At 50.6% G+C, this 24,701-nt stretch carries 19 protein-coding genes; 3 read left to right on the top strand and 16 right to left on the bottom strand.

Annotation, left to right across the window (positions count from 1 at the left end; all coding sequences use genetic code 11):
- Positions 1-12 precede the first annotated feature (12 nt).
- The 7 genes from LLU09_RS08630 to LLU09_RS08600 form a co-directional block, all read right to left on the bottom strand.
- Positions 13-315, bottom strand: a complete 303-nt coding sequence (locus LLU09_RS08630; RefSeq protein ID WP_124010735.1) for a metal-sensing transcriptional repressor — start codon at positions 313-315, stop codon at positions 13-15.
- A gap of 102 nt (positions 316-417) precedes the next feature.
- The gene (locus tag LLU09_RS08625; protein WP_228311386.1) at positions 418-1,668 is read right to left on the bottom strand and encodes a cytochrome P450; all 1,251 of its coding nucleotides are present in this window, start codon (positions 1,666-1,668) and stop codon (positions 418-420) included.
- Positions 1,669-1,762: 94 nt separating this feature from the next.
- Positions 1,763-1,912 (bottom strand): hypothetical protein, encoded by a 150-nt coding sequence (locus LLU09_RS08620; protein ID WP_228311385.1) that lies wholly within the window; start codon positions 1,910-1,912, stop codon positions 1,763-1,765.
- A 243-nt stretch (positions 1,913-2,155) separates the two neighbouring features.
- Positions 2,156-3,940, bottom strand: coding sequence for a S9 family peptidase (locus tag LLU09_RS08615; protein WP_228311384.1), 1,785 nt, complete (start codon positions 3,938-3,940; stop codon positions 2,156-2,158).
- Between the two features lie 120 nt (positions 3,941-4,060).
- Positions 4,061-6,100: a glucose-specific PTS transporter subunit IIBC gene (gene ptsG / locus LLU09_RS08610; protein WP_228311383.1), complete on the bottom strand. Its 2,040-nt coding sequence runs from the start codon at positions 6,098-6,100 to the stop codon at positions 4,061-4,063.
- A gap of 121 nt (positions 6,101-6,221) precedes the next feature.
- Complete coding sequence (glcT, locus tag LLU09_RS08605; RefSeq protein ID WP_228311382.1) at positions 6,222-7,049, bottom strand: glucose PTS transporter transcription antiterminator GlcT; 828 nt, start codon at positions 7,047-7,049, stop codon at positions 6,222-6,224.
- Between the two features lie 96 nt (positions 7,050-7,145).
- Entirely contained in the window at positions 7,146-8,309 is a 1,164-nt protein-coding gene (locus tag LLU09_RS08600; protein WP_228311381.1) for a M20 metallopeptidase family protein, read from the bottom strand.
- A gap of 175 nt (positions 8,310-8,484) precedes the next feature.
- Between LLU09_RS08600 and LLU09_RS08595 the strand changes: the two genes are divergently transcribed.
- Positions 8,485-8,805: a winged helix-turn-helix transcriptional regulator gene (locus LLU09_RS08595; protein ID WP_040106038.1), complete on the top strand. Its 321-nt coding sequence runs from the start codon at positions 8,485-8,487 to the stop codon at positions 8,803-8,805.
- 48 nt (positions 8,806-8,853) lie between these two features.
- On the opposite strand, the gene LLU09_RS08590 is transcribed toward LLU09_RS08595, so the two are convergent.
- The 4 genes from LLU09_RS08590 to gltB form a co-directional block, all read right to left on the bottom strand.
- Positions 8,854-10,293, bottom strand: coding sequence for an SLC13 family permease (locus LLU09_RS08590; RefSeq protein ID WP_228311380.1), 1,440 nt, complete (start codon positions 10,291-10,293; stop codon positions 8,854-8,856).
- Between the two features lie 42 nt (positions 10,294-10,335).
- Positions 10,336-11,502, bottom strand: coding sequence for an MFS transporter (locus LLU09_RS08585; protein WP_228311379.1), 1,167 nt, complete (start codon positions 11,500-11,502; stop codon positions 10,336-10,338).
- Positions 11,503-11,613: 111 nt separating this feature from the next.
- A complete protein-coding gene (locus LLU09_RS08580; protein WP_228311378.1) occupies positions 11,614-13,074 on the bottom strand; it encodes a glutamate synthase subunit beta in 1,461 nt (486 codons plus the stop codon).
- 16 nt (positions 13,075-13,090) lie between these two features.
- A complete protein-coding gene (gene gltB, locus LLU09_RS08575; protein WP_228311377.1) occupies positions 13,091-17,560 on the bottom strand; it encodes a glutamate synthase large subunit in 4,470 nt (1,489 codons plus the stop codon).
- A 119-nt stretch (positions 17,561-17,679) separates the two neighbouring features.
- Here gltB and LLU09_RS08570 point away from each other — a divergent pair, with 119 nt between their 5' ends.
- Positions 17,680-18,561: a LysR family transcriptional regulator gene (locus LLU09_RS08570; protein ID WP_228311376.1), complete on the top strand. Its 882-nt coding sequence runs from the start codon at positions 17,680-17,682 to the stop codon at positions 18,559-18,561.
- A 53-nt stretch (positions 18,562-18,614) separates the two neighbouring features.
- Positions 18,615-19,043 (top strand): pyridoxamine 5'-phosphate oxidase family protein, encoded by a 429-nt coding sequence (locus LLU09_RS08565; protein WP_124010744.1) that lies wholly within the window; start codon positions 18,615-18,617, stop codon positions 19,041-19,043.
- 62 nt (positions 19,044-19,105) lie between these two features.
- Here the strand turns inward: LLU09_RS08565 and LLU09_RS08560 are convergent, their stop codons facing one another.
- From LLU09_RS08560 to mqo, 5 genes are all read right to left on the bottom strand, one after another.
- The gene (locus LLU09_RS08560; RefSeq protein ID WP_040106045.1) at positions 19,106-19,555 is read right to left on the bottom strand and encodes a hypothetical protein; all 450 of its coding nucleotides are present in this window, start codon (positions 19,553-19,555) and stop codon (positions 19,106-19,108) included.
- 4 nt (positions 19,556-19,559) lie between these two features.
- Positions 19,560-20,360 carry a DUF3100 domain-containing protein gene (locus tag LLU09_RS08555; RefSeq protein WP_040106046.1) on the bottom strand — a complete coding sequence of 267 codons (801 nt, stop codon included), beginning with the start codon at positions 20,358-20,360 and terminating at the stop codon, positions 19,560-19,562.
- A 137-nt stretch (positions 20,361-20,497) separates the two neighbouring features.
- On the bottom strand, positions 20,498-21,556 hold the full coding sequence (locus LLU09_RS08550) for a tartrate dehydrogenase (protein ID WP_228311375.1): 1,059 nt from the start codon (positions 21,554-21,556) through the stop codon (positions 20,498-20,500).
- A 27-nt stretch (positions 21,557-21,583) separates the two neighbouring features.
- Positions 21,584-23,014: an SLC13 family permease gene (locus LLU09_RS08545; protein ID WP_228311374.1), complete on the bottom strand. Its 1,431-nt coding sequence runs from the start codon at positions 23,012-23,014 to the stop codon at positions 21,584-21,586.
- 178 nt (positions 23,015-23,192) lie between these two features.
- Positions 23,193-24,674: a malate dehydrogenase (quinone) gene (gene mqo / locus LLU09_RS08540; RefSeq protein ID WP_228311373.1), complete on the bottom strand. Its 1,482-nt coding sequence runs from the start codon at positions 24,672-24,674 to the stop codon at positions 23,193-23,195.
- Positions 24,675-24,701 lie beyond the last annotated feature (27 nt).

Here is a 24,701-nt window from a genome sequence, read left to right as displayed (position 1 = left end):
TTCTTTTCCCTCCTATTTGGAAAACTGTTTGAGGACCGCCATCAGCTCTTCGATGGAATCTTCGCCTTCGCCCTTGTTGATGGCGTCTGTAACACAATGTTTCATGTGACGCTCCGTCACTGTATAGCCGACATTCTTCAATGCCGACTGTATTGCACTGATCTGAACGAGGATATCTACACAATAGCGGTCTTCATCCACCATCTTCTGTATACCGCGCACCTGTCCTTCAATGCGCTTCAGCCGGTTCATCACCTTGTCCTTCTCTTCATCCGTACGTGGCACTACAGCATGTTCGTGGAGATGTTCTCCCATTACCATCACTTCCTCAAGTTCTTTCTTGTGATTTCTTATAACTATAATACCCCCATAGGGTATAAATGTCAATAAATAAATGACCAGGATCCTATGTCCCGGTCATTTGAATCTGAAATTGTTTATTTTTACCTTATCATTCGGTACTGCCGGAATATCATTGAATTCAAAATTGAAATCCTGTTCCGGCACATCATATTCCATTCTATTGACGAGGAAACCGAGCGTTGCACGCATCATGACGATCGTTACGAACTCACCGGCACATCGGTGCCCGAAATCGTAATCTCCTCCACCTTGCGGAATGAAATTGAATGGTGTCTGCTGCCAGCCCTCAAACCGTTCCGGCATGAATGTCCCCGGATGCACCCAATCCGTCGGGTGACGGTTTGTACCATAGAGATCGAGCAGCGTCAGAGTGCCTTCCTCGAAATGATACCCCTGCCATTCAAAGTCCACATCTGTCCGTGCTGCCGCAAAGGGGAAGAATGGATAGTACCTGCGTACTTCCTGGATGAACCACTCCAAGCGTTCCTCACCGGCGCCTTCAAGCTTGTTCCTCTCCTCCGGGAACTCATGCATCGCAAGGCCAATCATCGCAACCCATACACTGACTGCAGTCATCGGTCTCAGAAGGTTGATGATTTCCACCGCTACAGTCCCTTTATCCAACAGCTCCCCTTTTTCTTCCCTGTGCCAGCTGAATGTATAAAGTGCCTTGCCATGGTCGATTTCTAGCTGATCGTTCCTGACATCCTCCACCAACCCCTCAATCCAGCTCTCCACCTTAGACCGTGCCCGTCTGCCTTTCCAGTGCTGAATACCCAGAGCCGCAGGGGATTCGAACAGATCTGAAATCTGTACAGCGCGCTCCTCCGCCTCCGAATCTTCCAGAGGAACGCCCGTCCATTTGGCTGCAACCTGAAGAAATACAAGCTTGGCCGCTTCATAGAGTTCGATCGTCTCCAGGCTGCCCGCCTCTTCAAAATATTGCTGCCAATAATGGTGGACCAGCATTTCTATCTCTTCCATCGCTTCATTGTCCATCAGGGACATCATCATGGCTTTCCTGTTTCTATGCTGCTCTCCATCAAGGCCCTGCACGCCACCTTCTCCAAACAGTGTTTTTTCGACCCGGGAGGGCGCAGCATCCCTTCTTCTGAAGCGGGTATCATCATAGAACAGTTCCGCTGCTTCACTGCCAGTCAGACAGATTGCCCTCTCCCCCATGATCCGTGTCTCGAACACATCCGAATTCAAGGATTCACTTCTGTTCATGATGAATTCGTATCCTTCCTTCAATACACTCAATGTCCGATCAAACCCCGCATCTTCAGGCATCTCATTTACCACATTACCCCTCCTTGATCCTCTCTTATAGTATTCTTCCCCTAAATAAACGCTTTATGCATATAAATTAAAGTGAAAAATAGACCTGCTGTCAGGTCTACTTCTTCTTTCCATCCGGTCTGAATACGATGAAATTGGTGATGGCGAAAAATAATCCAGCAATGATGCCGACCAGCCAATTATCGAACATGGTGCCGAAAAGCACCAGGAACAGTATTCCAGACCCTACGGTTATCGCAATATGCATACATCCTCACCTTTCCTTTGAACCCACGATGAAAGATCTGCTAAAGTGCACTGAATATGCCTCTGACAAGCCTGAAGATCAGACCGATAGAACTCAGGAACATTTCAAAAAGGAAATCGTACCAGTACCCATTCCTATGAAGCGGCTCTTCACGAGGGCCCTTTTTCCGATCTTTCCTTCCTCCCACAGCGCATCTCCTCCATCCCATTCATTTTATTCTTCTATACCCGGAACCTGGCGTCTTTACTGATGCTTCTCAAGAAACTCGAGCATGGTCCTGTAGACGTTGATTTCATTTTCCTTCTTCGAAAAACCATGACCCTCATCATCCAGGACAAGATAGTCGATCTCCCTGCCGGCATTCCTCAACTCTTCTACAATCTGGTCCGATTCCTCTTTCACGACCCGGGGGTCCTTTGCACCCTGGATGACGAGCATCGGCCTGGACATTGTACTGAGATAGGTGATCGGCGAATCTTTTTCGAAGCGCTCCCTGTCCGTCTCAGGATCACCGACCCAGCGTGTCATGATGGGCTTCCAGTGCTCCGGCACGGAATTGTAGAAGGTGAATAGGTTGGAGACGCCGAATATATCGACGACCGCCCTGAAGTACTCAGGATGCCTCCCGTGAAGGAGCAGTGCCATGTAGCCGCCATAGCTGCCGCCGACAAGGAAGAGCTTCTCGGGGGACGAGATGCCATTATCGAACAGCCACTTGATGCCTTCCACGTTATCCAGCCGTGGGCCTTCGCCCCAATCCTGCTCGACGAGCTTCACGAATGAAGCGCCATATCCCGTACTTCCCCTGAAGTTCGGACAGAATATGTTGTAGCCGCGGTTCAGGAGCATCTGGAACATGGCACGGTAGAACTTGCGCTCGGCCGCCTGCGGCCCGCCGTGCGGCCAGAAGATCGTATAGCCATTCCGATTCTCCTCCTTTGCCCGGAACAGCAGCGCTTCAATCTCCATATCGTCAAAGGACTTGTAGCGTACGGTTTCAGGTTCCACCATATCTTTCGAAGTAACCCCAAGTACCCGGTTCTTTGTAAGGACGGTCCACTTCTCAAGCTGATACTTCCATATGTTGAACGGCTCGGTCGCACTCCCGGCAAGCGCATAGAGACTGCCGCTTTTCGTCACGGCAAGCTGCCTGATGGCATCAAAAGGCGTCTTTATCTCATCGGAGATGTCATGGTTCAGATCATAGTAGTACAGCTTATCTGCCACACCCTTCTCCGTCGTGATGTACAGCATGTTCGTATGCCGGTTGAACTGCAGGCCCGACACCGATTCCTCGCCGAAATCCATCACTTTCGAAAACTGCTTCTCCGACAGATTGTATTTTGCCAGGTAATCGTATTCACTCTCATAGTTCGTGCTGAACCAGACTTCATCGTCCTTTATGAATGTCATATCCCCCACCGTGTGGATTACTTCCGGGTCGGGGGTGATGTACTCCGTCCCGTCCTTCGTTCTGATGAATCCCAGGATATAGGTGTTCGCACGCACCTGCATATGGGCGCTGTTATCTTCACCAACTGACACATCCGCCAAATATGTCGGGGCCTCCTCACCCTCATGGATCAGGCGCTCCTCACCCGTCTCTATATCAAACACTTTCGCATTCAGGAAGCTTGGATTGCCTTCAGAAGTCACATAATAGACCTTCCGTCCATCCTGTGACAGTTTGGAGAAGAAGTACTTCTCATCCGGTTCGCCTGTAATCAGAGGTTTAGGTACACCGCCGTCCGGGCCGATGGCGTAGATCTGGAAATTCTCATCCCCATCATGATCGAACCCTGAAAGTACAAAACGATTTTGCGGATCATATTTGATGAAGTTTGCATTCTGGTCCTTCTGTGCAAACAGGTATGGATACGTCTCGGGGGTATCCATCGCCCATATATTCACCTTTCCGTTGAGGTTCGTCGTGAACAGGATGCGCTTCTCATCCGGGCTCACAGTAAAGTTGTTGATGTTGTAGGATGTGAAAAACTGTTCCACTGTCGGTTTCGGAAATTCAATCATTGGCCAGACCCCTTTTTGTAAAATTGACTTCTTCTACATTGTAGATTAAAACCATTTTTGTGACAATTTTGATATCTGCATGAAAAAAGCAGCATGCCATTTGGCATGCTGCTTCCCCCATTACTTGATGTTGATGACGACATCGTCATTTGTAACTGAACCGAGTTCCCTGGCAGCAATTTCCGTACCGGCCGGTCCTGTAATGATGATTGGAGTAATATCGCTCTTCGCGTTCTCCCTGATGTAGTCGAGGTCGACTTCCATCAATACGTCACCTTTTTTGATTTTGTCTCCAGCTGCGACTTTGAGGTCGAAGCCTTCGCCCTTCAGGTTGACTGTGTCGAGTCCGAAGTGGACGAGGAGCTCGAGTCCGCCTTCATTTGTGAGTCCCAATGCGTGTTTTGTCGGGAAGTCCGTAACGACTTCACCGTCGAATGGTGCGCGGACGATACCGCTTGTCGGCTTGATGGCCACACCATCGCCCATCATCTTCTCGCTGAAGACCTGGTCCGGCACTTCGGTGAGCTCGACCGCTTCCCCTTCGATTGGGGAATAGATGTCCTTGTTGGCATCATCCATCATCTGTCCGCCTTCTGCCTCTTCGACATCATCTTCCGTCGATTCGGTCACTGTCGCTTCGGCCGGTGAAGTGATTTCACCATCGATGATCCGTTGCATGTCATTTCTGATCTGGTCGGATTTCGGTCCGAAGATGGCCTGCATGTTCTTGCCGACCTTCATGACACCGGAGGCCCCAAGCGCCTTCAGTTCCGCCTCATCGACGGCAGCAGTATCTTTAACTTCAACACGGAGACGTGTGATGCAGGCGTCGAGGTGTTTGATGTTCTCTTCCCCACCCATTGCTGTGAGTACATTGAATGGGAGCTCCTGTGCTGTGGATGTGCTGGTTTCTGCAGTGGCGTCTTCACGGCCAGGCGTCTTGAGGTTGAGTGCATGGATGAGCACCCTGAAGACTGTATAGTAGATGACCGCGTAGACAAGACCAACGATGATCACCCACCACCATTCCGTACGGTTCTGAAGAATTCCGAACAGGAAGAAGTCGATGAAGCCGCCCGAGAATGTATAGCCGAGATTCACATCAAGCAGATAGAGAATCAGGAAGCTCAGTCCATCGAGCAGTGCGTGGATGACATAGAGCAGTGGCGCAACGAACAGGAATGAGAATTCCAATGGCTCAGTGATACCTGTCAGGAAACTTGTCAGTGCTGCAGATATCATGATGCCGGCAACGTACTTTTTACGTTCAGGACGTGCAGCATGGTACATCGCCAGAGCCGCTGCAGGCAGACCGAACATCATGACCGGGAATTCACCCTGCATGAAGTTTCCTGCAGTCAGTTCTACGCCGTCACGCAGCTGGGCGAAGAAGATGTTCAGATCGCCCCGTACAATTTCTCCGGCTGCATTCGTATACGTACCGAATTCAAACCAGAATGGTGCGTGGAATATATGGTGCAGTCCGAATGGAATGAGCAGCCGTTTGATCGTACCGAATGCGAATACGCCGATTGCCGTATTCTCTTCCATCAGCCAGAGTGAAACTTCATTCATTCCGTTTTGGATCGGAGGCCAGATGACGAACATCGCCAGTCCGATGATGAATGAGAATACTGCTGTCACAATCGGCACAAAGCGTTTCCCTGCAAAGAAACCAAGGAAGTCCGGCAGATTGATGTTGTAGTACCTGTTGTAGGCCCATGCGGCGATGACACCGATGATGATACCGCCGAATACACCTGTCTGGATTGTCGGGATGCCGAGCACGTTGGCATAGGCAGGGTTTTCAGCTGCCATTTCCGGTGTGACATTGGCAATCTGTCCCATTGTAACGTTCATGATCATGTAGCCGACGAAGGCAGCGACGGCGGCAACGCCGTCACCCCTCGCAAGTCCGACGGCGACACCGAGTGCAAACAGCAGCGCCAGGTTGTCGAAGACGACGCCACCGGCGGCCTGGAGCATATCGGATAGGGCAATGAGCCATCCGGCCTCAAGGAATGGCAGCCACTCTACCATCGCTTCAGTCTGCATGGCGGCACCGATACCGAGCATGAGACCGGCAGCAGGCAGTATGGCAACCGGGAGCATCAAAGCTTTACCGATGCGCTGCAGCTGTCCAAAAAGCTTTTTGAACATAAGTATTTCCTCCTAAGTATGAATATTATCGTTTCGTGAAGAATCCACAGAAAAAGGCATGAGTATACAGGTATAGTTAAATAAACTATTCCTATAAACTCATGCCCTTGCGGTAACACGTCTATTTAGAATAATGCTTGAAATGCTGTATGTGCATCGTAAGATAGACGACCTCCGAGTCGTACACCTTGCGCTGCAATTTATTCTGTATCATCTTCACAATTTTTACAGCTATATTATAGCACACGGGGTATTCGGTTTTCAATAGTGAATCGAAAGCATCCTGCGACGGCACACTCTCGCCCTTCATCACCCGCTGGACACAGAAGCTGATATGCCTCACGAAGCGGTCATACTGTATTGAGGACTGGTCGACCGTCGTATCGAGCCCCTGCTCGATGATGACGATGGCCTGATGGACGACTTCTGACAATACATTCATATCCCGGAGCGAACGGTTGTAGATGGACGAGTGCACATGGAGGGCGATGAATCCCACCTCCGCTTCGGGCAGCTTGATGCCATACTTGCTGTTGAACATATCGACGACCGCTTCGGCGATGCTGTACTCCTTCGGATAGAGTGCCTTCGTCTCATTGACGAAAGGATTGCTGATCTCGATGCCCTCCTCCAGCCGCTTCATGGCAAACAGAAGGTGGTCCGTCAGTGACAGGAGTATCCTGTTGTTGATGTCTTCTGTAGTCATGTCATCAATCAGCTCGATGGCTTCGAGCGTCGACTGGAACAGCTTCTCATCCGCCATCGTCAGGAGAGTCTGGTATCTGCTCGTATCCTGCTGGCCTTCAAGCTTATATACCTTGTCCGCCTCTTCGATTTCGAGCGTATCGCCCTGCTTCTTCCCGAAGCCGATGCCACGGCCGATCAGCACGACTTCTTCAAATTCATCTTTCCCGATCACAACATTATTGTTCAGTGCCTTTTCAATCATTACCAAGTGAATATCCCACTTTCATCATCTGCTGTATCAAATACTATAGCAGGATCCACCTGGAATCAAGAAACACATCTGAATGAAGGCACATGTCTAATGTGCTTTCGTTGCAAAGTTGACCAGAGCCCGGATACCTGTTTCCAGACTCTTTTCAGAGAATACGATTTCGGGGCTGTGCAGTGAATAGCCGCTCTTCTCCTCGTCCTTCATCATTGTACCGATGCGGAATGCGGCGCCGACATAGTCCTGCATGTAGAATGCAAAGTCCTCCGACCCCATGGATGGCTCCTTGAGTTCATGGAATTTCACATCGTCTCCACTGTTGATGAAATCGTCCACGAGTTCCGGGTTGTTGATGACCGGCGGGCAGTATCGACTGAATTCAACATGGCATCCGGCATCCGCCATCTTCATCAGTCCACTCGTATAGTTCTCGATCATGTCCTGCGCCAGTTCCAGGGACTTCTCCGAGAAGCTCCGGATGGTACCGCCAAAATTGCATTCATCCGGGATGACATTGTTCTTCTCTCCGGCATGGATCTGGCCGACGGTGATGACGACGGGTGTCGCCGGATTGTTGAAGCGCGATGCGACACCTTGCATGAACTGGATGATGTTCGTCGCAAGATACACCGGGTCGGCCGTCTTCTCCGGATGGGCCGCATGCCCGCCCTTCACTTTCAGCTTCACATCAAAGCCGATCGATCCCGCCATCATTTCTTCCTCCCTGTACCCGACGAGGCCTTCCTCAAGGTTCGGCCATGTATGATACATGATCATCTTGTCGATTGGAATCTCGAGGCGCTTGAGTTCCTGTTTGATGTACTCCGCCCCTTCCAATGTCTCTTCGGCAGGCTGGAAGATGAAGACCAGGTTATATTTCAGGTCGTCATAGAGGTCGTCTATGACCTTTGCGAAGCCGTAGATGATGCTCGTATGGATATCGTGACCGCATGCATGCATGACCCCTTCATTTTCAGACTTGAAAGCGAGGTCCGTCTGCTCGGTGATCGGCAATGCGTCCATATCCGCACGTACACCGATGTATTCATAGCTCGGATCCTTCTCGAGCATACCGATCAGTCCGGTCTTCTCGGACAGGTCGTAGAATTTGATGCGTGTATCTTCAAGTCCATGAGCGACAAGCTTCGTCGTCTCGAATTCCTTGAAGCTGAGCTCCGGCTCCTGGTGAAGCCGCCTTCTGAAATTGATGACATGTTTCATATGCTTATCGATTGCATCATCTTTTGCACTCATTTAAAATCCACCTTCTCCATTTATTTTTTCGTTCTTAATAATACAGGTTTCATATAATGTTTAGCCGATTCAGATGTGCTTAAACGCCCCTCCCCCGATTTAAACGAGCCCGGCTTCCCAAACATTTGTAATATGGGGGAGAAAAGAGGTATACTATTTTTCAAGGAGTGATGATATGGATTATTCGATCTGTCCTAAATTTGAAAATGCCATGGGCGTTCTCGGCCAGAGGTGGACAGGACTCATCATCCATCAGCTAATGGATGGACCCAAACGTTTCTGCAACCTTGAATCGTCCATGGGCGTCAGCGGCCGTGTCCTCTCGGAGCGTTTGAAAACACTCGAGAAAGAAGGCATCGTCAAGCGTGAAGTCTACCCGGAAACCCCGGTCAGAATAGAGTATATGCTTACCGACAAAGGCAAGGCAATGGAGCCTTTCATGAATGAACTGCAGAAATGGGCGGAGGAATGGTTGGACGTTCCCCAGAATGTCTGATGCCCAAGCAGAAAGCAGCGTATGCCCGTTTGGGCATACGCTGCTTTTTTATGGCCATAGGCCGAATATATTCCAGAACGTGAAAGCGACAAGAATTGTGGCAATGGCGCTGATGATAGTGATGACGATGCCTGGCTTCACAAGGTCCTTCTGCCTGATGCGCCCTTCATTATAGATGATGACATTGGGCATCGACTGGATGGCCAGTATGAAGCCGAACAGCAGGGTGATGGCGGTGACGAAAGTCATCATGACCGGGTTGAGTCCCACCTCCACCGAGATTGTGATGATGATCGGCACCAGCGTCACGACGGCAGTCGATATATTGGTGACGACCATGTGGTAGAGCTGTGAGATGATGATTACCGCCACCATCGCGACCCAGGGATTCGAGAACAGCTGGACCAGCGTGTCCGTGAGCAGGGCATCGGTCAGCACATCCAGTGCACCGGATTCGGTCAAGGCATAGCCGAGTGACAACGAAGCACCAATCAGTAGGATGAGGTCGAAATTGATGTTGACGACAGCCTTCCAATTTACAAACCCCACCTTCGGCAGTGTGATCAGCACGACGGCAAGCATCGCTGGAATGACCGGATGGAAGCCATGAACGGATTCGAGCATCCACAACACAACTGTAAGAATCAGCACAGCGATGCATTTCCATTCGGCCTCGGACAGCTTCCCGAATTCCCTGTAGGCAGCTTCCATCTCCTCATGGAGCGACTCCGTATCCACCTCTTCCGGTGGATAGAACCACAGCAGGACGAACGGAATGATGATGGTCAATATCACCCATAGCGGCAGGGCATAAAGGAACCACTGGAGATAGGTGATGCTGTACTCCGTATAGGCGTTCAGCAGTTCGACGGCAAGTATGTTGCTGACGGCACCTGTGAGCACACCGACGGCACTGAGGTTGGTGGCGAAGGCGATGCCGACCATGATCAGCTTATTGTAGTTCGACGTCTCCTCCGCACCGATGCTGTCGACCACCCGTGTCGCCAATGGCAGCAGAAGCGTCGCACGCACACTGTTGGTCGGGATGAAGAAGGCGAGGAATTGTATCAGTACGAATATGCCTATGAAAAGCCCCCTTAGCGATGTACCGAGCCTATAGACGAGCCTATATGAAATCCTTTGAATCAGCGGTGTCTGACCGACACCCTGGACAAGCATGACACCTGCAACCACGAGGAAGACTGCAGGCGAGGAGAAGCCGGAGAGCATGACATCGATGTTCACCGTCTGCAGCATGACGAGCAGGACCATTATGATCATCGATGTCATCCCGAAAGGGACGGGTTCGAAAGCCCACAGTATGAGGCCGAGCAGAAGAATCGACAGCGCACTGCCCGCCGTCCAGCTGACGCCTGGAGCAATGCCGGTATAGATGAGCGAACCGATGAACATGACAGCCGCTATGAATAATATGACATTTTGTCGGGTGATGACGGAATCCGTCAAAGATTTATGACCGCTTTTCACTTGATCATCTCTTTTTCATCATTAATGATAGTCTACTGCATATTACGCGTTCTTGCCCTCATACCTGCCGTATACCATGTAGTACACCAGGGCCCCAGCTGCCACCAGCAGTACCATCGAACTGTACAGTCCGCTGTAGCCGAGGGTCGGCACCAGTGTGCCGAGAATGTATGAGCCCACGCCGAGGCCAAAATCGAGGGCAATAAAGTAGGTGGAGGTCGCAAGCCCCACGTTCTTTGCATCCGCCACCTTGATGCAGAGGGCCTGGGTGATCGACTGGAAATTCCCGTATCCGAAGCCGAGCAGTACACCGGACAGGAGCAGCATGAAGCCCGAAGCCGTCTGGCCGAGCGTCAGATAGCCGAGGGCCAGGACGATGAAGGCGGGATAGATGACGATGTTCGCACCCTTCTGGTCCATAAGCCGCCCGGTCACCGGCCGCGTCATGAGAATGACTATGGCATAGACAAGAAAGAAGTAGCTCGCAGCTGCGACGATATTCTGCTCTTCTGCAAATAAGGCGATGAAGGAAAGCACCGTCGAATACGTCATGCAGATGATCAGCACCACAATGCCGATCGGCATGGCATTCTTGTCGATCCATTCGAATTTCGGTTTCGGCTCTTTCGACAGGTCGATTGTCGTATTATCGGTCTTGATGAAGATGGTGAACACACTGGCGAGCAGAACGAGTGTGAACACGATCAGAAACAGCATATGATAGGTGATGTGCTGCAGCAGGAAGAAAGCCATGAAAGGCCCGAGGGCCGTCGCCATGACAAAGCTCAGGCTGAAGTAGCTGATGCCCTCCCCCCTGCGCGATCTTGGCAGGGCCAGCGCTGCAATCGTACCCACTGCGGTCGTCGCAACCCCGTTGGCCAGCCCGTTGAAGAACCGGACGATCAGCAGCAGCTGAAGATTGCCGGCGACGAAATATAGCCCGTAGGTGATGATGAACATGGCGGTGCCGATGTACATGATCTTCTTTGCCCCCATCAGGCTCAGCTGGTGGCCGGTCAGCACCCGTCCGACCAGCGATCCCACGATGAAGATGCCAGCGACCAGCCCTGCTGTACTGGTCGACACGCCAAACTCGTCCACTGCATAGCCGCTGATCGTGACCATGAGCAGAAACATCGCAAGCATGATGAAGAAGTTGAATATGAATACAATGATAAAATCCCTCGTCCAGAGACGTTCTCTATCCATTTGATCATTCCTTAATATGTAAGACTCTTTGAATATGATTAGTGATATCATAACATAATTGAATTGTCTGCAAGCGCAGAAAAATACCGGCTCGAGGAGCCGGTATGCCACTTATGAGTATATTTTGTTCTGTACCGCAAATTTATGTGCTGCACGGGCAACTTCGCGCCCTTCCTTGATCGCCCACACAACAAGGCTCTGTCCGCGCCTTGCATCTCCTGCAGCGAAGACCTTCCGCCTGTTCGTCTTGTAGTCGCTGTCGTCGGCTGCAATCTTATTATGCGTCATCTGCAGCTGGAAGGCTTTCGGCAATTCGCTCTCCACCCCTTCAAAACCAATGGATAGGAGCACAAGATCTGCCTTGAAATAGCGTTCCTGGTCTTCCATGGTGATATCATTCAGAGGCTGCTGGCTGAGCACCTGTGTATTGATCCCTTTCAGGTCGCCGACGAAGTCCACATCATATGCCATCGTCTGAACACCGTAGGCACGCGGTTCCTGACCGAAAGCGCCCTCGTATTCGGCATGGGCATAATCCAGCTTGAACACCTGCTTCTGGAGCGGCCAGAACGGGTTGCCATCCACCTTGTCCGGCAGACGGTCGTATTTGTTCAGCTGGAAGACGGATTTGCACCCTTCCCTCAAGGACATCGCTACACAGTCGGCCCCGGTATCCCCGCCGCCAATGACGATGACATGCTTATCCTTTGCCGTGATGCTCGGTTCTTCGATTTCGCCGAACTGGTACTGTGTCTGTTCAGTCAGATAATCCATCGCGAACTGGATATCCTTGCTCTGTCTGCCTTCAAGCTTCAAGTCCCTCTGCTTGCGTGCGCCAGTCGCAACGATGATCGCATCGTATTTTTCATCAAGTTCTTCATACGTCACATCTTTACCTACATTGACATCACAGATGAAATTCACACCTGCCGCCTCCATCAGTTCCACCCTGCGTTCCACGACAGCCTTATCCAGCTTCATGTTTGGAATGCCGTACCTGAGCAGGCCGCCGGGCTTGATGTCCCTTTCATAGATATCGACATTATGCCCCCATGAGTTCAGTTCATCTGCTGCAGTCAGACCGGCAGGTCCGCTGCCGATGATAGCTATGCGTGTATCCAGCCTGTGGTTCGGTGTCCTCGGCTCGACCCAGCCCTGTTCGAAGGCTTCATCGATGATTGTGCGCTCAATCCCCTTGATTGCGACCGGATCATTGTTGATGGAGAGCACACACGAAGATTCACACGGTGCCGGACATACATTCCCCGTGAACTCAGGAAAGTTGTTCGTTTCGGAAAGGCGCCTGTAGGCCTCCTTGAACTGCCCTTTATAGACAAGGTCGTTCCATTCCGGAATATAGTTGCCGATCGGACAGCCGACGGTCTCCTTACCTACACCGACACCCGTCTGGCAGAATGGTGTGCCGCATTCCATGCAGCGCGCGCCCTGCTCCTGTGCATCTTCGTTGCAGAAGCGATGCTGGAACGCCTCATAATTCGAAACTCTTGCTTTCAGATCTTCTTCCGACTGAGACTTTCTCTGATGTTTCATAAATCCTTTGAACTCACCCATCTCACATCGCTCCTTCCTAGAATATATTCATCTTCTCAAGTTCTTTGTCTTCAACCGTCAGTTCCCCATTGAACGCCTTCAGTTCGGCATCCTTCAAGGAATGGCTGTTCTCGAGGCCATACCTGATCCTCTGCTGCATCTTCCTGTATTCGACAGGGATGACTTTGATGACCTCAATTTCACCGGATTCGATCTTTCCGATCGCGTCCTGGGCCCTCTGGCTGCCCGTGAAGTACTGGTGTCCGTAGAGCAGGTGCTTCACCTTATCCATTTCTTCACCATCTTCAACGAGACCGACTTCGATCATTTCGTGGTTCATGTTGACCTGATTTTCGATGACCGACTTCTCATTTATGATATATGCAATACCCCCGCTCATGCCTGCAGCGAAATTCTTCCCGATATCCCCGATGATTACTACGCGTCCGCCTGTCATATACTCGAGACCGTGGTCGCCAATACCTTCAACGACCACTTCCGCGCCACTATTCCTGACGCCGAAACGTTCTCCGGCAACACCATTGATGAACACCTGGCCCTTGATGGCACCATACAGGCAGACATTGCCGGCGATGATGTCACGGCTCCTTTCCTCGACCGGCGCCTGGACGACAATGCGTCCGCCGGATATCCCCTTGCCGACATAGTCGTTCAAGTCACCCACATGATGCATCGTCAAACCTTGCGGAATGAAGGCACCATAGCTCTGGCCGCCATGGCCGAATGTATTGACCTTGTATGTGTCATGATCGAGCGCCTCCATGCCCCGGGTGTTCGTGATCAGGCTGCCGAGCTGTGTACCGATGTTCCTGTGCCTGTTCTTGACATGGTAGGCTGCTTCGTGCGATTCTCCCGCTTCTACCTTCTCCTTGAAGTCGGGCAGAAGGTTGAGGTCGTCAAGAGACCATTCGAATGGGTGTTGCTGCACGTCGACTTTCCTTCTGTCCCCATCGATAGGCGTCAGTATCGGTGACAGGTCCAGCTCACCAAGATGATGGTTCGCCGTCTTCTCCTTGTCCACTTCCAGGTGCTCCACGGCACCGACGAGGTCATCCATGGATTTCAGGCCGAGTTCCGCCAGTATTTCCCGGATGTCTTCAGCAATGAAGTGCATGAAGTTGACGACATGTTCCGCTTTTCCGGTATACAGCTTACGCAGATCACCATTCTGTGTGGCGATGCCCACCGGGCACGTATCCTTATGACACACACGCATCATGACACAGCCGAGTACGACAAGCGGTGCTGTCGCGAACGCGAACTCCTCGGCACCGAGTGCACATGCGATAGCAACATCCCTGCCCGTCATGAGCTTGCCATCCGTCTCGAGTGTAACCCTGGATCTCAGGCCATTGAGCTGCAGCGTCTGATGCGCTTCCGTCAGTCCGAGTTCCCAAGGCAGACCGGCGTGCTGGATGCTTGTCAGCGGTGATGCACCTGTCCCGCCATCGAACCCGCTGATGACAATTTTATCTGCATAGGCTTTCGCAACACCCGCAGCAATCGTTCCGACACCATTTTTGGCAACCAGCTTTACGGAAATATCCGCTTCCTTGTTGGCATTCTTAAGGTCATGTATCAGCTGTGCCAAGTCCTCGATGGAATAGATGTCGTGGTGCGGCGGTGGTGAAATGAGTCCGACACCCGGCGTCGAGTTCCTGATCTCAGCCACCCAAGGATAGACCTTCTGCCCCGGCAGCTGTCCACCTTCACCCGGCTTCGCACCCTGTGCCACCTTGATCTGGATCTCCTTCGCACTGTTCAGGTATTCGCTGTTCACACCGAATCGGCCGGAGGCCACCTGCTTGATGGCACTGTTCAGATTCCTGCCGTCCGCTTTCGGCTCAAACCGTTCCGGATTCTCTCCACCTTCACCACTGTTGCTGCGTCCACCGATCTGGTTCATCGCTTCTGCAAGTGTCTCATGGGCTTCCTGAGACAAGGAACCGAAACTCATGGCACCCGTCTTGAAGCGCTTGACGATTTCCTCCTTCGGTTCCACCTGATCGATCGGAATCGGTCTTCGGGACTTGAATTTCAACAGATGGCGGATGCTGGAATGATGGCTTTCATGCATGTTTTCCCTGTACTCCTCATATGCCTGCTTGTCATTCGTCCGACATGCCGCCTGGAGCAGACGGATGGAATTCGGGTTGATGACATGGTCCTCCCCCTGCTGACGCCATTGGAATCTGGTTCCGGACTCCAGGTATTCCAGCCTCCTGTCCTGCATCTTTTTATTCCTGTAATCGATATCCTCAATTGACAGCCCACCGATCTTCGAGACGGCACCGCCAAAGTACTGGTCCATGACAGACTTTCCGATACCTACGGCTTCGAATACCTGGGCACCATGGTAACTCTGTACAGTTGAGATGCCCATCTTTGCCATGACCTTGATGAGTCCCTCGGTCAACGCCTTGTTGTAGTCGCCGACCACCGTTTCGTCCCCTTCCGATACGGAGATGAGCGTTTCCTGTGCAATATACGGATAGACCGCATTGGCACCAAAACCGATCAGCGTCGCCACATGGTGGACTTCGCGCACTTCCGCCGTCTTCACGACGATGCTCGTGAGTGTACGGCGTTCGTGGCCGATCAGTGCCTGATGCACCGCACTTGTCGCAAGAAGCGAAGGAATGGCGTACCTTTCCTCGTCCTCAAGAATAAGTGCATCAGTCAGTACGAGCACACCGTGCTTTTTAGCCAGTTCTGCAGCCTGATGCTGTATGTGGGACAGTGCATCCTTCAATGCGCCTGTATATGTGATGTCGATTTCAGCTATACCGAGCCTTTTTACATCTTCACGCGCAAGCACCCGTCCGTCGATGACAGGAAGCTCCAACTGTACACGATCGACCGCCTTGACTCCCGGATCGAGCAGATGCCCTTCCCTGCCGAGGTATGTGATTTCGCTCGTAACGATCTTCTCACGATAGGAATCGAGCGGCGGATTGGTGACCTGTGCAAAATGCTGCTTGAAATAATCGAACAACAGTTTTGAATGACTCGACAGGAAGGCGAGCGGCTGGTCGAAGCCCATCGCTCCGATCGGGTCCTTCACCTGCGAAGTCAAAGGTTTCATGTATTTCTCTATATCTTCCTTCGTATATCCGAAGCGCACCAGTACATTGTGCAGCATATCCTTGTCCACCGGACTGCGTTTGAATGGCGCCGTTTCCACCTTCTCACTGCGCTTTTGGGACATCCATTCACTGTATGGCTTCGATGTTGCGATGCCGTGCTTCAGCTCATCGTTCTCGATGATCTTCGACTGGTCGAAATCGACAAGCAGCAGCTTACCCGGGCTGAGCTGACCCTTATAGAGGATTTCAGACTCTTCCACATCAACGACGCCCACTTCAGAGGAATAGATGATTTCATTGCTTTTCGTCACATAATATCGTCCAGGACGCAGACCGTTGCGGTCCGTCAACGCTCCAAGCTTATGGTTGTCGCAGAAGCTGATCATCGTCGGCCCATCCCATGGCTCCATGAGATAACTGTAGAATTCATAGAAGTCCTTGATGACCGGGTTATCGTAGTCCTGATACTTCCATGGTTCGGGAATCATGATCATCGCTGCCTGTTCAGGCGGCATGGAGAGGCTCAGGAACTCCATGACATTATCGACGATGGCGGAGTCACTACCTGATTCGTCAATGATCGCTTCGACCCTTCGGCCCCTCTCACCGAACGTATCCACCAGCCACTGCTTCGTACGCGCCTTCATCCAGTTCGAGTTGCCTTTGATGGTGTTGATTTCACCATTGTGCATCAGGAGACGGTTCGGATGGGCTCTTGCCCAGCTTGGGAATGTATTCGTGCTGAAGCGGGAGTGGACCGAACCGAACTTCGATACATAGCGCGGATCGCTGAGATCCATGTAGAACTGCCTGATCTGATCAGAACGCAGCCAGCCTTTATAGACGATCGTCTCATTGGAGAAGGAAGCGACATAATGTTCGACATCTACCGCTTCAAGCGCCTGCTCGATCATCTTCCTCATGAAATAGAGGTCGAGGGCATCACTGCAGTCCGTAATCACCTGCAAAAATTGTGGCAGCGTCTCCCGGACATTATCGGCCAGGGCGCCTTCGTCGACCGGAAGTTCCCTGAAGGTGATTACATTGAACCCTTCAGCCTCCACCGTCTGCTGCACAACTTCCCTGAAAGTTTCAAGAGATGCCTGATTATCAATCAGGTACATCCCGACAGAGTATTGACCGAATTCCGGCAGTTCTTCCACTTCCTCCTGCAGAAGTGCATGCGGAATTTCAGTCATGATACCAGCGCCGTCACCAGTGATGCCGTCAGCACCGACACCTCCTCGATGATCTAATCTCTCGAGCATTTTAAGAGATTTGATGACAATTCCATGGGAGCGCACATTATCCATGTTGGCATAGAATCCGATGCCACATGCATCATGCTCGTTCATGAAATGATATAAACCTTCTTGTTTGATTGGCTGATACAAACTCATATCAGGTCACCTCTTTTTCAGAATATTTGAGTAAGTATATACTATCATTAAATACACCTATACAATCAATATATCAATGATATAATATTAATATCAGAATTAGATTGATGGTGAAAAGTATGGAGATCAAACAACTGAAATACTTCATCGAGACCGCCAGACAGGAGCATATGACAGAAGCCGCCCTGTCCCTGAACGTCGCGCAGTCGGCACTTTCACGGCAGATCGGCCTGCTTGAGGAAGACCTCGGGGTCAAACTGTTCAAAAGGGTCGGCCGCAACATAAAATTGACGGATGAAGGGAAAATTTTTTTCGAAGATGCATTGACCATCATCGAATCGGTGGAGAAATCGAGGGAGAAGCTCAATGAGGAAGTCATCCAGAAAAGACATACGCTGAACATCCACCTCACCCGTTCCGACATGACATCCAAAGTGCTCCAGTCCCTGAACCAATTCCTGAGGCAGGAGACGGACATCGAGTTCAACATCCATACACTGGATGAATCGGTCATTGAAGACAGGCTCATGGACGAAACACTCGATATCGTCATATCGGCCCAAAGATCTGAAGATCCGCTCATACAGAGTGCTTTGCTCTTCGAACAGAACTATCATTATGTATTCCGTGAAAGCAACAGGATACAACTGCCGGTCCAGGCTTCCCTGAATGAACTCGAGGAGTTCCCCCTCATAACATTCCAGCCTGTATTCGACATCAGCCAGATGTTCAAAAGGCAGAACATCGGGATATATCAGGACATGACCATCATCCAGCATCTCCTGATCGAGCATGCACATGTGGCGATACTCACCCATGAAGAGGCCAAGCAGCTCACATACAGTTATCCGAAGTTCACCGTCCACAGCCTCAACCATCTCAACATCAAACATCCCATGTATGTCAGCATGCGCAAGGATAATCAGAAACCCTTCGTCAAGAAATGGTACAGCCATCTGCGCCAGACATTCAGCCCCCTTTTCAACCCCTACTCGGATTAACTTCCCGTAGAACGGGGTAGAAGGAATACAGTTATCAAATAGGAGGGAATTTCATGAACAGGGAAGAATTCAAAAATACATTGAAAGAAATTCTGGACAATAATAATATCGGTACGATGGCAACAATCCGCGACAACAAGCCGATGAGCCGTTACATGTACTTCTATAACGATGGCCTGACGCTCTATACGTACACGAGGAAAGATACGTACAAGATCGACGATCTGGAGGAAAACCCATATGCCCACATTCTTCTTGGATATGAAGAAAGGGAGGACAAGGGTGAGAGTTATGTCGAAATCCTCGGTAAGGCCAGCCTGCCTGAAGAAGTGACCCCTGATGTCGACGAAATGCTCGCCAAGCTCGGCAACCTCTATCAGAAGTTGAAAGGCGAGGACGACCTCCAGGCGATAAAGATCGACATCGAAACGGTACGGATCATGAACGATGAGGATGCGGAACCTAAGACTGTAGAACTATAGAAGCAAACCAAAAAGCCTGCTCTTTAAATGAGCAGGCTTTTTTGATTCCGGCCATCATTTTTCTAGATGATTCCCTGTATCCTGAGCACCACTTCTGCAATCAGAGCCGAACCGAGGAATGTGCCGATGAATACCAGGATAGCAACGACAAGGGAGCGCCACCCCATATCCTTGAAGTCCGTCCAGTTCCGACCGATTGATATACCTGCGTATGCCAGGATCGGTGTGGTAATGGCAAGCAATTCCACTTGACTCGTCCACTGCACCACATAATCCGAGCCAGGAAACCAGGGGACGGATACAAGGATTCCGATCAGGGCGATGTAACCGACCGCCGGTATATTGACAGGTATATATTCTTCCATGATCATGCCAATCAATGCTATGGCGATGAGGACGAGGATACCCGGGACAGCCGCCCATGAATAGATGTCGTAGCCTATCATGTTTCCGACTAAGGTCACACCGGCAAATATCAGAAGTATCAGTGTCCAGTCTATTATTTTCTTCATCCCTCTATTCTCCTCCGGCTTCATTTTTATTCATTAGGGCATAGATTTTATTTGCTAACGGCAATCCGATGAACATGCTGACATAAAGTCCCGTTGCCAGTGAAATCAGGTTGCTGGCCCCCGCCAACGCAATGATTTGAGATTCAAGATCGGGATAGGCTGCGATGAGCGTCCCGCTTCCAGCTGCCATCATACTGCCGCTTCCGACTCCTGAAGCGAGAGCAAAGGATAACGGATGTATCGGCGTCAGTGTAGCCAGCAACCCGGCGATGAGTCCAAGGAATATCGCACCGAAGACGGTACCGAAAATATACATCGTCATGACCCCTCTGCCCTCCGGGGAGTTGAAACCATACCTGTCCATGATCAGACCCACATTCGGCTCCCTGCCGATCGAGTGGGCCATCCCCACGCTCTCACGCTTCATTCCAAGCCATATCGCTACAGGCAGTGCCAGCAATATGGTCCCCAGATTGCCGAGCTCCTGCAGAAGGAGCGCCGGGCCGACCGCAAGCAGCTCCTGTATCTGTGGGCCGATGACCACACCGATTTTTGCTATCAGAACACCCACTCCCATCACTATGAGTGGTTCGGCATTCTTCGACTGCTTTTTTGAAACGACAGGTGTGAAATAAAGCCCGAAGCCTATGACCAGGGCATACAGCATCGGCAGCAACAGTATGGCTCCCGGACCTACAGGTATCGAGATCTGTCCGATCAGTTCAGTAAACATTACGATGACCAGCACAACCACGTGCAGACGCCAATCTTTAAGAATTGCTTTCAGTTCCACTTTTTCACTCATGTCATATCCCCTCTTCCGCTATTATGAAAGCGGCCTACAAAACTGCCGTTCATTAATCTGAATATTACCACAAGTAAAACCGGGCCACAATTTGGTTGAAAATAAAAAGGGCGACCATGACAGTCACCCCTTCATCATTATTTTTCCCTCAGCCTTCTGATCAGCTCTTCAGTGACTTCTCCTGTCTTCTTGTCGCCGCCGACATCGGGTGTCAGGAAGCCGTCTGCCGTTACACGCTCCATCGTGTCGAGCAGGAGGGTCCCCATCTCCCCCTCACCATGATGATCAAGCAGCATCTTGGCTGTCCAGAGCTGTCCGATCGGGTTGGCAATGCCTTTGCCTACAATATCAGGTGCCGACCCATGTACAGGTTCAAACATGGATGGATGCTTCCCGTTCAGATTGAGGTTCGCAGATGGCGCGATACCGATGCTCCCCATGATTGCAGCACCGATGTCGGTCAGCACATCGCCGAACAGGTTGCTCGCAACGATGACATCGTAGCGCTCTGGATGCGTGACGAATGTCGCAGCCAACGCATCAATGTGCTGGGAGGCGGTTTCAATGCCCCTATGCTTTTGTGCCGTCTCCTTGAAGACTTCATCCCAGAATGGCATGGAGTGGAAGATCCCATTGGATTTCGTTGCACTGGTCACATGCTGACGTCTCGATTTCGCAAGCTCGAACGCATGCTCCATCGCCTGTTTTGTCGCACGTCTCGAGAAGACATTGTTCTGTATGGCGATTTCATTTTCACCCTGGTACATCCGCCCGCCGACGGAACTGTATTCGCCTTCACTGTTCTCACGCACGACTACAAGGTCGAAGTCCTTTGGATTCAGCAAGGGGGACCGGATGCCTTCAAATACTTTTGCGGGACGTACATTGATTTCAAGTTCAAACTCCCGTCTGATCTTGAGCAGCAGCCCCCATAGGGAAATATGGTCCGGCACTTTTGAAATGTCGCCGACGGCTCCCAGAAAGACACTGTCCGACTGCCCGAGCCGCTCCAGCCCATCTTCAGCCATCATGGCACCATGCTCCAGATAATAGTCACATCCATAGTCGAAATGTTCATATTCAAACGACAGCCCACCATGCAGTTCTGCAATGGTATCCAAAACCTTCAGTGCGTGCGGGACGACTTCTGTTCCAATGCCGTCACCCGGCACTACAGCAAGTTTTATCTTCTTCATAATTTCCTCCTGTTTGTCTATGTTGGATTATGGCCAGAAACCGATCCATCTCCAATAAGTATACGCGATGACGATCATGATTGCGATGCTCGCAAGCGTCAGCCACAGGCCCGGCCATAGAAAATCCTTCTGGCTGACCCTGCCTGTACTGTGCACCACAACATTCGGCATTGTTTCCACTATGAGAAGAAATCCAAGCAGCATTGAGATAGCTGAAGCAAGGACGATGACTACCGGATCCACACCAGACTGTACGGAGAGGCTGATCAGAACAGGCATGAGGGTGATGACGGCCGTGGATACATTGGTGACCCCCAAATGATAGATCTGGGACACGATGATGGTGATGGGGATGGCTAGCCATGGATTGCTGAAGACATCGAGAACAAATTGTGGTGATACCAGCACTTCCAAAAGGTCGATGGCTCCGGACTCTATCAATGAATATCCCAAGGAGAGTGTAGCCCCGATCAGCAGCACCATCCCGAAGTTGATGTCGAGCATACGTTTCCAGGCGGCAAACCCCGTCACCGGCAGCGCCATCAATATGACCGCAAGCAGTGCCCCGAATGTCGGATGATATCCGTGCCAGGACTCGGTGAACCAGATCAGTATCGTGAGCACCAGTATTCCGATACATTTCTTTTCATCAATCGACAGAGTGCCCAGCTCTTCATATTTGCTTTTCATTTCAACTTGAAGTTTGTCGAATGAGTATGATTCCGGTGGATAGCATTTCCATACGATGTACATCGTCGCCAGGACGAGCAGCAACCACATTGGTGCAGCATATATGAACCATTGAAGATAGGATATCGACACACCTTCATACAGCCTGAGTATTTCAACCGCCAGAATGTTCCCTATTGCCGCTGTAAGCACCACCGCGCCACTGACATTCCCTCCGAAAGCGGCACCGATATACATCAGCTTATTGAAGTTGGACCTTTCGTCCACGCCGGTCTCCTCTATAATATTGCTCAATATCGGAAGCATCAGGGAGGCCCGGACAGCCGTGGCGGGAATGAAGAAGGCCTGCACCTGCATCAGGATGAAGAAGCCGATATAGATGCCCTTGGCCGACTTTCCCATGAGTGAGAGCAGAAAGTAGGTCATCCGCTTTACGAGCAGCGTCTGGTTCACCCCTACTGCCATCATCATGCCGCCGATGATGAGGAAGACGGCCGGAGAGGCGAAACCGCTCAGGATTATATCCATCTCGACAGGCTTCATCACGATGAGCAGGACGATGATGACGATTGAGGTCAGTTCGATTGGGATGGGTGCAAATGCCCATAGCACAAGACCGAACACCATGATGGCGATTGTACTCCTGGCCGGCCAGGAAACTGTGTCGGGCAGAAATATGAGCACAGCTATGAACAACAGTATGGCTGAAGAGAATACGGCTGCCTGCCCCCATCTTACCCCATTGGTATGCTTATGTTTTTCCGCCATCTCATCGATCCTCCATAAGGCATTTTGCGATATAAAGAAATGCAGCACCGCAATATCGTCTGTTCTGAGCTCAAGTATATATAAAAAGGCTTTGCCAAAGCAAAGCCTTTTTATTCATCTTCTACCATTATATAGGTTGTTAAAATCAGCACAGGTATACCAACGGGTAGTTTCACTTCTATTCCAAATCAAGGCCCTGGGCAGTCTGCTCCCTTATTTCCTTCAATAGGCCGCTGTCTTCTATCAACGAGTGGCCGTATGAAGGAATCATTTCCTTAATCTTCGGCTCCCATTTATCCATATACTGCGGGAAGTTCCTTTCGAAAACCTCGAGCGCAACGGATACGGATGTAGAAGCGCCTGGGGATTCCCCCAGCATGGCCATGACGGAATTATCTTCGGAATGGACCACTTCGGTTCCAAATTGAATGAACCCTTTCCCATACTCTTCAGTATCTTTGATCACCTGCACACGTTTTCCAGCTATGATCAGATCCCAATCCTCGTCTTTTGCTTCAGGCACGAACTTCCTCAGTTCTTTCATCCGGTCCGCCTTATCCATCATGACCTGCTGAATGGAATACTTTACGAGCGGAACGTTCTTGATGCCTGCAGACAGCATGGTCAGTAGGTTGCTCGGATTAATGGATCTGAAAAGGTCCAGATTAGACCCATTCTTCAGGAATTTAGGCCCTATGGCCGCAAAGGGACCGAACAATAGACTCTGATCACCTTGGATATACCGCCGATCCAAATGCGGCACGGTCATCGGAGGTGTATTTGGCGGCTCCTTCCCATAAACTTTGGCTCCGTGCTGCTTTACTATTTCCGGGTTCGTACACACCAGAAATGCACCGCTTATCGGGAAGCCGCCGAGGTTTCTGCTCTCAGGGATTTTTGTCTTCTGCAGCATCGGTATGGCATTGCCTCCAGCACCAATGAAGAGATAATCTGCTACATGGTATTCAACTTTATCCGTTTCAAGATTACGGACCTTGACGCCCCATTTACCATCTCTTCTCCTTTCGAAATCGAGCACCTCATGATTGTAATGCACTTCTGCATTGTCATGTTCACTGATGCTTTTCATCATCTTTCGTGTGAGTTCCCCGAAATTGACATCCGTTCCCGTGTCCATCTTACTCGCAGCAACAGGCTCTTCTGATGTACGCCCTTTGGTCATCAGTGGAATCCATTTTTCCATTTCATTGAGGTCTTCTGTATACTCCATGCCTTCAAACATCGGTAATGGGGATAAAGCCTCGTATCTTTTCCTCAGGAAATTCACATTATCCGCACCCTGTACAAAACTGATGTGCGGTAACGGACGGATGAATTCCTCTGGATTCTGTATCTTTTCATTTTTGACCAGGTAGGACCAGAATTGCTTGGAAACTTCAAATTGCTCATTTATTTCCTTTGCCTTTTCAATGTCTATCGATCCGTCTTCCTGTTCAACTGTATAATTCAGTTCACATAACGCAGCATGGCCTGTCCCTGCATTATTCCTTTCGTTCGAGCTTTCTATTGCCGGTTGATCCAACCTTTCAAAAAGCTTAATATTCCAATCCGGCTCTATATTCTTCAAAAATGAACCAAAAGTACTGCTCAAAATACCCGCACCGATCAAAATGATTCTTTTCGGCTCTGTGTTATCCATTTTACAGCCACCTTTCCAATTTAATTG

Source organism: Salinicoccus sp. RF5, from assembly GCF_020786625.1.
Taxonomy (GTDB): Bacteria; Bacillota; Bacilli; order Staphylococcales; family Salinicoccaceae; genus Salinicoccus.
Note: the sequence above shows the minus strand (reverse complement) of the source record. Positions and strands in the feature narration are given on the sequence as shown.